Origin of the sequence: Parapedobacter flavus, assembly GCF_035818675.1 — a bacterium.
Lineage (GTDB): Bacteria > Bacteroidota > Bacteroidia > Sphingobacteriales > Sphingobacteriaceae > Parapedobacter > Parapedobacter flavus.
Map to the genome: position 1 here is coordinate 316,787 of NZ_JAYKZZ010000004.1, position 14,408 is coordinate 331,194.

A 14,408-nucleotide genomic window follows, 5' to 3' on the forward strand; every position below is an offset into this window, starting at 1 on the left:
AACAAGTTATCTGACCACGTAAACGAAATACAATGAAATTCCCCATTTTTTCTGTGTTACTAGGGTTTCTCCTGGTAGCGTCATGTACCAAGACCTTTGAAACACCGCCCCATCCGGGTAGAATGATCAAAGATTTTACATTGGAAAGCGGCCAGTACGGAACCGCCACCATTTACAGTGAGGGCGATGTGTCTAAAGTACTCGTCCGGGTCGATCCCGCGACGGATTTGACAACAATCACGCCCATCATCACCGTTTCCGACGGGGCTACCATCAACCCCGCATCGGGAACACCGATAGATGTCTCGGCTACCAAGTCGGCCACCTATACGGTTACCTCCGCATCGGGGATCAGCCGCCAATGGGAGGTCGAATTCAGGGTATACGAGTCGGGCATCACCGACTACGATACCTACAGCATCGCGACGGCCACCGGCACGGTGCTGCAAATTGCGGGTGATCCGGCGTTCAACGAGCGGTATTGGGCCGGGGCTACCCTAACGGTGGCGGGGCCAGATCCAGCGGAAGGCGAGAACCTGAAGCGGTGGCAGGAGTGGGACATCATCTATGAAACTTCGGTAAATGATGTGCGGTTTTATAAAATACGGAACTTATATAGCGGCATGTTCCTTCATGCCGCCACCTCCGGTTCGCTCGTTGTACAAAACCTGGAACTGAAAACCAACCCCGATTTGCAGCTGTGGCGGATCGAGGAGTCGACCGATGCAGGGAAATACGAGATTTCTAACAAAGCGAACGGGTTATACCTCACGCGCAGCGGTAGTGCCGCTACGGCGGTAACGATTGTCAATGCGGAGCAGCGAGGAACGGACCAGCAACGGTGGGCAATCACCAAGCTCCCCAAAGACAGCTATCGCGACGGTGACGTGACCCGGTTTTTCGCGCGGACAACGGGATCGGTGGCGTTCGATCAGGGCACGAGCGTACCCCTTTCGGATGGCCGCGTACTTTGGGTTACCCAAGATGCCTGGCACGAAGGGAACCTCACGGCAAATGGCCGGCTGTATGGCGATCGCTTCATCTCTTACACCAATTCGATCATCATCCAATCGACGATGGATAACTGGGACCCCAAGTCGCCGATGATGACGCGCCAAGGAGCCAGCCACAACATCGGTAATATATGCCCCATACCCGAAAACGCCAACCGGAACTGGGTGGGCCCCGGTGTCGAATTGGGCGACTACGTATACCTCCATGGTGGCGAAGGGTACGGCCTTGACGATACCGACCAAGCTATTTACAAACTGAAAAAGGAATCGGGTAATGAATGGAACCAAGTGGAACGGCTGGCCATACCCAACATGACCGGACAGCTAGACATCAGGTATAAAGATGGCATGGTAAAATCGGACGATGGATATGTGTACGTTTACGGCGAACGCACCAAGCCGGAAACGTTTGGATTCAATACATTGCTCTACGTGGCACGTTTTGCCCATGATGATCCAACGAATTGGACGTTTTGGGATGGAACCACTTGGGCCGATGAACCTTCCACCACATCGGCAGCCGTGATCAACGAAGGCAACGGCACCAATAATATTGCGCTTTTAAACGGCAAGTACCTCCATTTAACCATGGACCAGGGCTTCTATTGCGGCATTCCGTCCGTAACCATGTATATCTCCACATCCATCAGTCCGACAGGCCCGTTTACCGAGCCCGTAAAAGTGTACAGTTTTTCGGAGTATTACAAAGGGTACAACGCGCGGGTTTATACGCCGATTATCCACCCCGTATCGCAGAATGGCAAGGATGAGCTGCTGCTCACATACAGCATCAATTTCGGTGCATGCGCAGAAAACAACGAAGGTAACGTGAAAGAAGATGATGGCAATCTCGATCCGTATTTTTACCGGGTGAAGGGCGTGCGCGTGCCCTATGAAATGATTGGTTTGTAAGTGTAGCTTAACGTATGTTTAGAGTACTCATTTGTCTTGTTTTTTTGATTCCTGCCAAGGGGTTCGGCGCAGCCAGGGACAGCCTGCGTTTGGCTGACGCGTTGCAAAGCCATATGGTTATCCAGCAGAATAAGCCGCTGAAGATTTGGGGAACGGCCAAGCCGGGCGAGCGGGTGGTTATTGATGCCGACTGGCTTGCGGCACCCACGGAGACACAGGTGGATGAGAAGGGTGATTTTATGGGGATTATTCCGGTTCCGGCGGTGGGGAAGGGCGAATTTACCCCACACCAGATCCGGGTCGTTTCCGGTGGCGAAAAGGTCGCGTTGAACGATCTGCTCATCGGTGACATATGGGTGTGCAGCGGCCAATCGAATATGCAGTTTGCGGTCCACGAGATGACCGGCGCGGAAGACGTTATCTCAACGGCTGATCAACCGCATATCCGGCTGCTGAATGTCGGGTTAAATTTCAGTGACACGCCGTTGGAAACCTTCGCGGGGAGTTGGCAGGTCTGTTCGCCTGAAACAGCCAAAGATTTCAGTGCCGTGGGCTATTCCTTCGGCAAAACGCTATCGGACAGCTTGGATATTCCCATCGGCTTGATTTTTACCGGCATTGGCGCATCGGGCGTACAGGCGTACATCCCGGAGGCCGATCTGGCCAGCGATACGATGCTCAACAGGGCCTATTTGCAACCGTACTTGGCCGACCCCAAATCGAAGGAGCCCGTCGACGGCGGCTTCTCATTTGAGAAGGTGGTGCGACCCTACCTGCTGTACAATGCCATGGTTCATCCGCTGGTCAATTTGTCGATCAAGGGGTTTATCTGGTACCAGGGCGAATCCAACCACCTGGAAAGGGAATGTTATGTACGTGCCACCCAAACGCTGATCACAAGTTGGCGGCGGAACTTTTCACAGGGACCGTTACCTTTCTATTACGTGCAGATTGCGCCGTTTTTCCACGATCGGGAAGACCCGGCGTTGGCCGTTGACGCTTTTTTCCGGGAAGCACAAGAACAGGTGGCCACGCTCAATAATACCTATATGGTCAGCACCATGGACGTCGGGGAAGCGAAGGACTTACACCCGAAGAATAAAAAGCCCGTTGGCGAGCGGTTGGCGGCTGTGGCCCTCAATCGCGCCTACAACCGCTTGGATGTTGTATACCAGGGCCCTACAGTGGATGACGTCCGGTATGACGGGAACAAGGCGTACATCTACTTCAAACCGGAGACCCTGGGAAGCGGCATCCAACCGAACGACGGTCGGCCGCCCCGGTTTTTCTATGTGGCCGGGGATGATCGGGTTTTCTCTCCTGCCGAAGCCGTCATAGCGGACGACCATATCGTGGTAAAAAGTAATGAGGTAGAGAACATTGTTTCCGTTCGTTACGCCTTTTTTAATTATCCGGTAACGAATCTGGAAAATAGGGAAGGCTTTCCGGCCATTCCTTTCCGGACCGATACCTGGGAAGAAAAAACACAAGAATAAATGATGAGACAACTGCTTTTGGTGCTCCTTTTTTGCCTGATGGCCATTCCGTATTCTGTGGTGGGGCAAGATGCCTATTTCATCGATGGATATCACGGTGGAATCTATGGGCATTACCCGAAGGGGCAAACGGCCTTTATGGCGGACATGCTGAAACAGTATCCCGACTGGAGCATCAACTTGGAAGTGGAGCCCGAAACCTGGGACGCCGTGAAGCTGCGCGACCCCTCGGCATACGAAGCTTTCAAAAAACTGTTTGAAGACCAATCGATCCGTACGGGGCGTATTGAGTATGTAAACCCCACCTATGCGCAGAGTTACCTCTTCGGCACTTCCGGCGAAAGTAACATCCGGCAGTTCTCGTACGGCATGGAGCTGGTGAGGAAACATTTTCCTTCGGTCGTATTTACCACGTACTCCGCCGAGGAGCCGTGTTTCACCAGCTCGCTGCCATACATCCTGAAGTCGTTCGGTTTTAAGTACGCCTCCACCAAAAATCCCAACACCATGTGGGGCGGTTATACCCGGGCCCACGGTGGGGAGCTGGTCAACTGGATAGGCCCCGATGGTACCGGCATCACGACCGTACCGCGCTACACCATCGAAGACCTCCAGTCGGGCTCCGCCTGGCAGAGTATCGCGTGGTACAACAGCGAGGATTACATCCGGAAAGCCCTCGATGCGGGAATAGCGAATCCTGTAGGGATGACCATCCAGGATGCGGCGTGGAGCAGTGGATGGGGCAAGGGCCCCTGGCTGGGGCAGGACACGGCTACGTTTTATACCCCTACCCACTATAAGACCTGGCGCAACTACATCGCCAACTATTCCATTGGAACGCCCGAGGAAGATTGGCATTTTACCCAAGAAGATGTGCTGACCAGCCTGGTATGGGGGAGTGAAGTGATGAATACCCTCGCACGGGAGGTGCGGAAGGCCGAGAACGATATCGTCCGGGCCGAGAAAATGGCCGCCTTGGCATCGCTCACCGGGAATATGCGGTGGCCTAAACGGCTGATCGATGAAGGCTGGATCAAATTGCTGCTTTCGCAACATCACGACTGCTGGATTGTGCCGTATAATAACCTCCAGGGCGGGCGCACGTGGGCCGACCACGTAACCGAGTGGACGGGGGTAACGGACCAGAACAGCCAAGTGGTCATTGACCGGTCGTTGAAAGCCATGATCGGGGATACTGGACACAGCGCCATTAGGTTATTCAACACGTTGGCCGCCGACCGTAACGAAATAGCCCGGGTAAAGGTGCCCTCCACTTGGCGCCGCAGCGTTTGGGAGGTGGTCGATCAGGAAGGCAATGCTCACCCCACCCAGTTGATAAAAGAAGGTGGGCACACGTGGATGTTGTTTCGGGCAAGCGTCCCGTCCTTCGGCTATTCGACCTACACGCTCCGGGAGAGCGAAGTAGTTGTCCACAATGAGCTGTTGTTTCGAGAGGAACACGGCAAGTACGTGCTGGAGAACGACCTGTACCGACTGGTTATCGACCCCCGGAAAGGCGGCGTGATCGAAAGTCTGATTGCCAAGCAATTGAATAACAAGGAATATGTCGACACCACCAGCCCGTGGCATTTCAACGAACTGAAAGGCTACTTCGGCGAGCAGGGGAGGTTCCTATCCAGTGCCGACCAGCCCGCCCGGGTACGGGTAGTGGAGCACGGACCACTGGTGCTCCAGATAGCGATCGACGGTTTTATCGGCGAGCACCCGTTTACACAGACCATCCGGCTTAAACATCAGGAGGAAAAAATAGCGATGGGCGTGTATATCGATTGGCAAAGTAACCCAGCCATCGGTGAGGCCGGCATCGCGTTCAGCAACGAGAACCCGAGGAAGGCCTTCTATGACGATCGGTATAAACTGCTGGTCTGTTTCCCGGCGGCCATCAACGATCAGCAAATCTATAAGAATGCGCCTTTCGACGTGACTAAAAGTCAATTGGAAGACACCCATTTCAATCGGTGGGACCAGATTAAACATAATATTTTGTTAAACTGGGTGGACCTTGGAAGCAACAGCAAAGACCACAGTTTGGCGTTGTTTGCCGACCATACGACCAGTTACGTGCACGGAGAAGACCACCCGTTGGCGTTGACCCTCCAGTATTCCGGAAAAGGGCTTTGGGGCAGAGATTATACCATTACCGGCCCAACCGATATTTCGTACAGCTTGATGCCGCACGCCGGTCGGTGGGATAGCGACCGGATATGGACGGAAGGCGAGATCGCAAACGAGCCGCTCGTGGCTACGTTGATCGACGGGCAATCCGGTGATGCAACGCAAAAATCGTATCTTTCCATCGAGGATGATGCATACGAATTGGTGTCGACCGAGATGAAAGGGACCGACTTATATGTCCGGCTCTTCAACGCGCAGAGCGATGGCGCCGACAAGCAAATCACCTTCGGTGGCAAAGCGGATGCGATTGAATGGGTGGAGTTAAACGGTGAAACGGCCGAAACAGCATCATACCGGGCTGGCGACCAAGGAATAGCCATTACCGCCAGCATTCCGCGCTTCGGTATCCGGACCATCAAACTCAGCAATGCCAAGATAGAATAAGAAACTGATGTTTCCGTTGATTTCCTCCTTGATCAATTACCTGTTTGGCACGGATGTCACCTGGCCCATACCTACTTTTGGGTTTTTTGTCGCCCTGGCATTCGTGCTATCCTATCTGGTGTTCCGTAGCGAGTTTGTCCGTAAGGAGCGCACCGGCCAAATTCGGGCCATTGACAGGAAAATCTGGATCGGGACGCGTTTCAAGCTATTCCTCGTTTTGGGATACGCCCTGCTGGGTTTTATCGTGGGGTTTAAGGGGTGGGAACTGTTTTCGGGGCGCAGCAGCTGGTTGGCCGGTATGGTGTTCATGCTGGGGGTGCTGCTCGTCCTGTTCATCGCGAAGCGGAAATCGTTACTGCGGCCGTCCCGGCTAGAAATACAGACCGTGCGGCCCAAGGAGCTGTTGCCCACCATGCTGCTGTGGGCAGGGGTGACGGGTTTTGTGGGTGCCCGTGTTTTTAACGTGTTTGAAGATGGCGAACGACTAGGTGCCCACGGCGTTATGGGGCTGCTGGATGCCGGTGGACTGACGTTTTGGGGGGGACTGTTCTTCGGTGCGGCATGTTACCTCTATATCGGTATCCGTAACGGCATGGACTGGCGGCACCTGGCGGATATTGGCTCGCTGGGGATGCTTGTAGCCTATGGTGTCGGTCGCATGGGATGCCATCTAGCAGGCGACGGAGACTGGGGGATTGTGAATACGTACGCAAAGCCCGTTGAGTGGCTGCCCCAATGGGCGTGGTCGTTCCGGTTTCCGCACAATGTGATCAATCAAGGGGAGTATATAGCCGGTTGTTCAGGTCCATACTGTTCAATACTGCCCCAAGGCGTCTTTCCAACCTCCTTGTACGAGTCCGTGGCGATATTGCTCGCTTTTTGTCTGCTGTGGGCGGTCAGGAAACGCATCAAGACGCCCGGGATGATGTTTGCGATTTACCTGGTGGTGGTCGGTACCGAGCGTTTCCTCATTGAGTTTATACGCGTCAACTACAAATTCAATGTGTGGGGACTTGCCTTGTCGGAAGCGCAATTGATCAGCCTTTTGCTCTTGTTGTTAGCCGCTTCCTCAATGCACTGGGCGCGCAACCGTAGATTTTCCTAAACGCGATACTGAAATTGGAAGTATTGCCATACCCGGCTTTAACGACATCCCACGTGTCCATTTTGATTTTGTCCTACATAATCACAATAAAAATATGCATTTTTGCAACCATCACAGGTAGGATACTATCAAAGCGGAAATGGTAAGCAAAAGTTTAAGTAGAGATATTGAGAAAATCGCACCTTCCACGATGGCCGATGTTGTTGAGGTACGTTTACGGGAATATTTGAAGCGGAAAGCATTCAAGCCGGGCGATGCACTACCGAAAGAACTGGAGCTGGCCGAGGCGTTGGATGTGAGCCGCAACGTGCTGCGCGAGGCGTTGAGCCGATTGCGCATGCTGGGTATGATCGAATCCAGGAAGAAGCGCGGGATGATTTTGGCCGAACCCGACGTATTGGGCGGTTTCGAGCGGGTAATGGACCCATTAATCCTCGATCAGAAGACGCTGAAAGACCTGTTCGAACTGCGGTTGGTGTTGGAAATGGGGCTGGCCGATGTGCTGTTCGTGCGGATGACCGACCAGGACATCAAGGAACTGGAAAAGATCGTGAAGAAAGAAGTAAACCAAGTGCAATTACCGTTTAAAGTGAAATATGAGATTGCCTTTCATGGGAAACTCTACGAGATGAGTGGTAACGACACGTTGATGCGCTTCCAGAATATGCTGTTGCCCGTTTTTGAGTATGTGGTCAGCGAAGAAGCCAAGTTGAATGGGGAAGCGAAAGTAGGAATGGTGACCCACCGCGACCTCCTGGAGTTGCTCAAAAATGGTGAACCCGAAGATTTCCGCCAGGGAATGAAAGCGCATTTGCAACCGCATTTTGAGCGGATAAAAATATAGTAGGATATATAAAACAATTAAATCAAAGTAAACAGTTATTCCAACCCATTATGAAAAATATCAGTCGATTTTCACTGTTCTTATGCTTGGTAACCTTCAGTTGCCAAGTGTGGGCCCAGGATCAACCGGACACGCTACGGGTGTTGGCCATCGGTAACAGTTTTTCGCAAGACGCTGTTGAACAATACCTGCACGAACTAGCGGTGGCTGCCGACAAGCCCATCATTATCGGTAACATGTATATCGGTGGGGCCCCACTATCGCTGCACTGGAGCAACGTACAAGGAGACAAAGCCACATATAGTTACCGGAAAATCGGTACAGATGGGGTGAAAGTAACCCGCGATAAGGTAAGCATACTGACGGCATTGCAGGATGAACAATGGGATTATGTGTCGCTTCAACAGGCCAGTTCACTGTCGGGAAAGGCCGATACCTACCGCTTGCCGCTCCCGGCATTGCATCGGTATATCGATAGCGCAACTGCTGGCCAAGTGAAACACATCTGGCACCAGACCTGGGCTTATGCCGCTAACTCAACCCACAAGGGTTTCGCCAATTACGATAACGATCAACAGACCATGTACCGGGCCATCATGAAGGCTTCGGCCAACGCGGGGAAATTGGTGCATATCGATTTGTTGGTTCCATGTGGTACCGCCATCCAAAATGCGCGGACCAGTTTCATCGGCGATAACCTCACGCGCGATGGGTATCACCTTGACCTGCACATTGGGCGTTTCATTGCCGCTTGTACGTGGTTTGAAGCACTATTTGGCGAGGAGGCACCCGTAAACCGCTATCGCCCGGATAGCGTGTCGGAAGCGCAGGCCGAAGTGGCGCAGATGGCCGCCCATGAGGCTGTGCAACAGCCCTTCGCGGTTACACCGATAGCTACAACGGCGCCGGTGTCGCCCTAAGTAGGTGCCCGCATTTAACAAAAGTTTGGTTTGATGAAACCTGCCATGTCAGCGTCTGACGCAAAAGACGATGAAAATGCAGGTTCCATGAGGCCATTAAAAAACAAATTATTTTCGAATGAAAAAACTCAAAATATATTTGGAATTGTAAAAACAAAGCCGTTATATTTGTCGATATGTTCTACATATAATATGATGAGAACATTTTTATGAACCGGCTGATTATGATACACACCCGTTTTTTGTTAGTAGGAGAACAATCAAACATCGTGTCTTATTTTTTTATCGTATGCTTGCTCATTTTGGCAACAGGCGGTGAGGTATTGGGTCAGTCGGAGCAGCAGCGCAAAAATGTACTATTTATTCTGGTGGACGACCTGCGGCCGAATCTGGGGTGCTATGGCGACATGGACGCTTATACACCGAACATAGACAAGTTGGCAAAGCAGGGTATCGTATTCAATAAGGCATATTGCCAGCAGGCGGTCTGCAATCCGTCGCGGACGTCCATGTTAACCGGTTTGCGTCCGGGCGTTACCGAAGTATATAACCTGGATACTCATTTCAGGGACAACCTGCCCGATGCGGTCACGCTTCCCCAAAGTTTTAAAAACAACGGCTATTTCACGGCGAGCGTTGGAAAGATTTTCCATAATTCGAAAAATACGGTTGACCCTGTCTCTTGGACCATGGAACTATCTCCGGCTAATAACAACACGTACGTACTTCCTGAAAATCGGGTCGGAAAAGGCAAGCAGGGCGTTACGGAGATGGCCGACGTGCCGGACAGTGCGTATGCCGACGGCATGATTGCCGAAGGCGCCATCCAACTGTTAGCGGAAGCCGGCCAGCAGGATGGTCCTTTTTTTATTGCGGTTGGTTTCAAGAAGCCACATGCACCTTTTTGTGCCCCGAAGAAATATTGGGATCTGTACGACCGCTCGGCGTTTGGTGTAACGGACCGGAGCAGGCCTTTAGGTAGTCCGGATTTGGCATTTCATCGATCGCAAGAACTCAGGGGGTATCGGGATGTGCCGGATGAAGGCAGCATTCCGCCCGAACAGGAGCAGGAAATCATCCACGGGTATTATGCCTGCATCAGCTACGTAGACGCCCAGATCGGGAAAGTAATGGACCGGCTCGAAGCGCTTGGCTTGAGCGACAATACCGTTATTGTGTTATGGGGTGATCACGGTTATCATTTGGGAGAACAAGATCTATGGTGTAAATCCACCAATTTTGAGCTGGACACCCGGGTACCGCTGATCGTTGCAGCGCCCGGTATGCAAGGGAACGGCGACAAGACCGATGCTATTGTGGAGTCTGTGGACATCTACCCCACATTAATCGACCTGTGCGGCATAGCGCCGAGGAAAGAACTGAACGGCGTGAGCTTGGTGCCGCTTTTGGACAATCCATCTGCAACATGGGAATATCCCGCCTTTAGCCAGTTTGTACGGCCTTACCAAGCTATTTTTAAAAAGAATGCGCCGACGCATATGGGCTATTCGGTCCGCCTGGAGGAGTGGCGGTGCACCTACTGGTATGATCTGGAAAAGCATACGGTCGTTGAGCGGGAGTTGTATCAAATAGGCGGTAATGGTCTCGAGAAGGAGAATATGGCGGGTCGGCCTGCTGTTGCCGAGATGGAAGCCCAGCTCGCTGCGCTGATCGATCAATACCGGAATAATCAATACCGAAAAACTAATTACAATTAAAATGCGTGAACGGGCGTATTTTAACCGGTACTTCGGGTATTTATCTTATATTTGTCTGATATATTAACATGCACGTATGATAGACACCGGTTTGAATCCCATTAGCAGCATTACCATGACCGACCAAGCAGAAGAGCGGCTGCGGGATTACTTTGTGAATGAAGGCTTCAAAATTGGTGATGCACTACCAAAAGAAGCCGAATTGGCAGAAGCATTAGGAGTGAGCCGAAGCGTGATCAGGGAGGCATTGAGCAGGCTACGGATGTTGGGAATGATTGATGTGCGCAAGCGGCGTGGGACAATTCTGACTGAACCCGATGTATTAAGTGGGATGTCGCGCATCCTAGAACCCAAGCTATTAAGTAAAGAGACCCTGAAGCGCCTTTTTGAAGTGAGGCTTATGCTGGAAATGGGGCTGGGCGAATTTCTCTACAACCGTGTCACCGAAAAGCATTTCTATAAACTGGAAGATATTTTGGACGAGGAAGCGGAAGCTGGCAATAAAACAGAATTGGTGTTATTGGATATCAAGTTCCATTCCACGCTATATGAGATTACCGGGAACCCTGTAATTATCCGGTTTCAGCGGATGTTACAACCTATTTTCCAATATGGATTGGACTATCGCGCAGAAATCCATAAACCCGGTAAACCTCCCAAAGTAACGCATCGCGATTTAGTTGATATTCTTAAAAATGGAAACGCATCTACGTTCCGGGAAGCTATGCGTCAACATTTTGAGCTTCATTTCCAGTTGGTTAGCTAATTGTTAGCATATATCAAAAATTAATTTTGATAATTTAAGTTTCTGTTATTACATTTGTTGCAATCAAATACATCAGACATATACGTCTTATATGATGAGTGAAAGAATGGAAAGCTGCTTCGCCGACGTTATGTAGTACATTAGGATAAGAATCGGTAAATGTTAAACCAAATTATTAAACCGTGAAAAAGAGATTATTTGTTCATTCAATGGCACTGTGGATTGTGGTTATGCTAATCGCCGAGGGCGGTCAAGCAGCACAACTTAGCTCAACAGATTCGTTGGCCACGTTTGACATTTCCGGAGATACTGCGCGCCAGGTCGTCGTTGCTCAAGGCGATTCGGTCACCTATCAAGGGCATCCCACTACCGTATTGTTGCCAGACGGCAAGACCATGTATTGCGTGTGGACATACGATCACGGCGGGCCGTGTGGTCCGTTGAAAAGGAGTGACAATGGTGGCAACACTTGGTCTGAACTGCTCGATGTGCCCGATAATTGGAAGGATGTATATAATTGTCCTACTATTTATCGTCTCCCCGATCCGACAGGTAGTTATCGGTTGTTTGTTTTTGCTTTGGGTGGTGAGGATGCTGAAATGCACCAGTCGTATTCCGAAGATGATGGTAAAACCTGGACTCCGATGGAGAGGAGTGGCTTAGATTCCAGTGTGATGCCGTTTTGTACGATAGAACCTATTCATGGCGGCAAGCGGTTACTGGCGATGAGTAACCTCCGTAGACCCGGCGAAAAAGTAGAGCGACGATCAAACGTTGTCTCCCAAAGCATCTCAGAAGATGGCGGGTTTACTTGGAGCCCCTGGGAAATAGTAGTGGATATACCGGGGCTTAAACCCTGCGAGCCGGAGTTAGTCCGTTCTCCCGATGGAAAGCAATTACTTTGTCTGATTAGGGAAAATGAAACGCATGTTGCCTTATACATGACGAGTGAAGATGAGGGCAAAACCTGGTCTGAAACGAAACCGTTGCCGTTCGGCTTGCACGGTGATCGCCACAAGGCCGCTTATGCTTCCGATGGCCGTTTGGTTGTTGTTTTCAGGGATACGGGAATAGATAGTCCGACAAGGAAGCAATTTGTCGCATGGATCGGCCGCTACGAAGATATTATCGAAGGCAGGGACGCCGAGTATAAATTGAAATTATTGCATAATTATAAGGAATGGGCTGATTGTGGATATCCGGGCCTGGAACTGCTGCCTGACGGAACATTTGTGGCTACTACCTATGTGAAATACAGGCCGGGGCCCGAAAAAAACTCAGTAGTAAGCGTGAGGTTTCATTTGGACGAAACTGACGGGATATCGTCCAATAATCGGTAAACTTATTATTAACTTTTATGCTTAAAAGCTTTGTTTTTTTGCTGTTACTGGCATCTTGTCAGAAGCAGATTTCCTCTCCCGTGGAAAGCGGTGATAATGCATCTGACGATAACAGGCCGGTGCCCGTCGTTAACCTGATATCATCGGCAACGGTTACGACTTTACACCCCGCTCATTTGAACCGGCGTTTTGTGGAGAATATAAAGGATGGAAGAGCAGGAGTCGATGCTGATCACGGTTGGGTTCCACGGGTAACTGGTATTAAAGAGGAACAGCCTGTTCTGTTAGCACTATCGTGGGATAAACCGGTGACGGTTGACCGGGTTATTTTGAAAGGGTTCCAAAGCGGATCACTAAATTGGTATGCTACGGACTACATCATGGCGAGCTGGAATGCTGCTGAGCCGCTTATGTTGGAGGCACCAGCTCCAAAGTTTGATCATACGGATGTATTTGTTGGGGGAGAGGACGGTTATCACACCTATCGTATCCCCGCGTTGGTTGTCTCGAAACAGGGTACGATGCTCGCATTTTGCGAAGGGCGAAGGAGCAGTGCATCGGATGTGGGGGATATTGACTTGCTATTGAAAAGGAGCACCGACAACGGGCATACTTGGGGAGAGCAGCAGCTGGTGTACGGAGAGGACGGAGAAGTTACTATAGGTAATCCGGTGCCCATTGCCGACCAAGTGACCGGTGATATCCACATGATCTATTCCAGAAATGAACGGGAAGTGTGGTACGTGAAAAGCTCAGATGATGGGGTAACGTTTTCTGCACCCGTTAATATTACGGAAGCGGTGGCTGAATTGTGCCGGAATACAGGTTTCAACTGGGGAAAAGTATGGACCGGACCGGGGCATGGATTGCAGCTTGCTGATGGTCGGCTTGTTGTTCCGTTGAAACCGGCCGGAACAAAACAGGGGAACGCAAGCCGGAGAGTAGGCGTAATCGTAAGCGATGATCACGGGAAAACATGGAAGCCTGGTGGCATTGTGCCGCCCACCATTGGCGAAATGAGTGAAAGCACGGTGTTCGAGTCCGGTGATGGTACATTGGTCATGAATATGCGTTGGCATGATGGCCTTTACCGTGCGGTAAGTAAAAGTTATGATCGAGGAATAACATGGAGTGACCCGGAAGCGCATACTGACCTTCAAGACCCGGTCTGTCAGGGTAGTGTGATCCGATATTCTGCTGATAAAAGTGATAAACGTGTTTTGTTTTCAAACCTGAACCATCAGGAAACAGGGACAGCAATGAGGGGGAGGCTTACAGTAAAACTCAGTACCGATGACGGGGAAAGGTGGTTGCAGTCGAAGGAAATTGTACCCGGTCCAGCCGGTTATTCGGATTTGGCGATCACAAAGAACGGTGGTATAGCGGTGTTTTTTGAAAGTGGAACTGAAATCTATTCACAGAAGCTGACTATTGCTAGGTTGAATATGCAGGATTTTGATGTAGCGGATAGGCCGGTACCGCCAGGAAGCCCACGTTATGATATTGCCCTAGCTAAAACCTACCCATCAAATCTGTCGTGGAAAGAACAGTTGCATATAAAAGGTAACAAAAAGGGAGGGACGGTCGTACACTCATTTGATACTCCGTTTGTTACCCATACCTTACTTCTTTACGTGTACGGGGTTGAACAACCTCAGGGGTATGCTTACCTGCAAGAACTGGAAGTATGGGGCAGGGATAGTCATTAATACTA

At 50.9% G+C, this 14,408-nt stretch carries 10 protein-coding genes; all 10 read left to right on the forward strand.

The window, feature by feature from the left end:
• Window positions 1-32 precede the first annotated feature (32 nt).
• The 10 genes from U9S71_RS04870 (at window position 33) to U9S71_RS04915 (ending at window position 14,403) form a co-directional block, all read left to right on the forward strand.
• Window positions 33-1,925 (forward strand): DUF5005 domain-containing protein, encoded by a 1,893-nt coding sequence (locus U9S71_RS04870; protein ID WP_326325691.1) that lies wholly within the window; start codon window positions 33-35, stop codon window positions 1,923-1,925.
• Between the two features lie 14 nt (window positions 1,926-1,939).
• Window positions 1,940-3,421: a sialate O-acetylesterase gene (locus U9S71_RS04875; RefSeq protein ID WP_326325693.1), complete on the forward strand. Its 1,482-nt coding sequence runs from the start codon at window positions 1,940-1,942 to the stop codon at window positions 3,419-3,421.
• Window positions 3,422-6,001 (forward strand): glycoside hydrolase family 38 N-terminal domain-containing protein, encoded by a 2,580-nt coding sequence (locus U9S71_RS04880; protein ID WP_326325694.1) that lies wholly within the window; start codon window positions 3,422-3,424, stop codon window positions 5,999-6,001.
• 7 nt (window positions 6,002-6,008) lie between these two features.
• Window positions 6,009-7,106 (forward strand): prolipoprotein diacylglyceryl transferase, encoded by a 1,098-nt coding sequence (locus U9S71_RS04885; protein WP_326325696.1) that lies wholly within the window; start codon window positions 6,009-6,011, stop codon window positions 7,104-7,106.
• 139 nt (window positions 7,107-7,245) lie between these two features.
• Window positions 7,246-7,950: a FadR/GntR family transcriptional regulator gene (locus U9S71_RS04890; protein WP_326325698.1), complete on the forward strand. Its 705-nt coding sequence runs from the start codon at window positions 7,246-7,248 to the stop codon at window positions 7,948-7,950.
• A gap of 50 nt (window positions 7,951-8,000) precedes the next feature.
• The gene (locus U9S71_RS04895; RefSeq protein WP_326325699.1) at window positions 8,001-8,870 is read left to right on the forward strand and encodes a DUF4886 domain-containing protein; all 870 of its coding nucleotides are present in this window, start codon (window positions 8,001-8,003) and stop codon (window positions 8,868-8,870) included.
• A 269-nt stretch (window positions 8,871-9,139) separates the two neighbouring features.
• The gene (locus U9S71_RS04900; protein WP_326325700.1) at window positions 9,140-10,588 is read left to right on the forward strand and encodes a sulfatase; all 1,449 of its coding nucleotides are present in this window, start codon (window positions 9,140-9,142) and stop codon (window positions 10,586-10,588) included.
• Window positions 10,589-10,664: 76 nt separating this feature from the next.
• A complete protein-coding gene (locus U9S71_RS04905) occupies window positions 10,665-11,354 on the forward strand; it encodes a FadR/GntR family transcriptional regulator (protein ID WP_326325702.1) in 690 nt (229 codons plus the stop codon).
• Between the two features lie 209 nt (window positions 11,355-11,563).
• Window positions 11,564-12,694, forward strand: coding sequence for a sialidase family protein (locus U9S71_RS04910; protein WP_326325704.1), 1,131 nt, complete (start codon window positions 11,564-11,566; stop codon window positions 12,692-12,694).
• Window positions 12,695-12,711: 17 nt separating this feature from the next.
• Entirely contained in the window at window positions 12,712-14,403 is a 1,692-nt protein-coding gene (locus tag U9S71_RS04915) for a sialidase family protein (protein WP_326325705.1), read from the forward strand.
• Window positions 14,404-14,408: the final 5 nt, after the last annotated feature.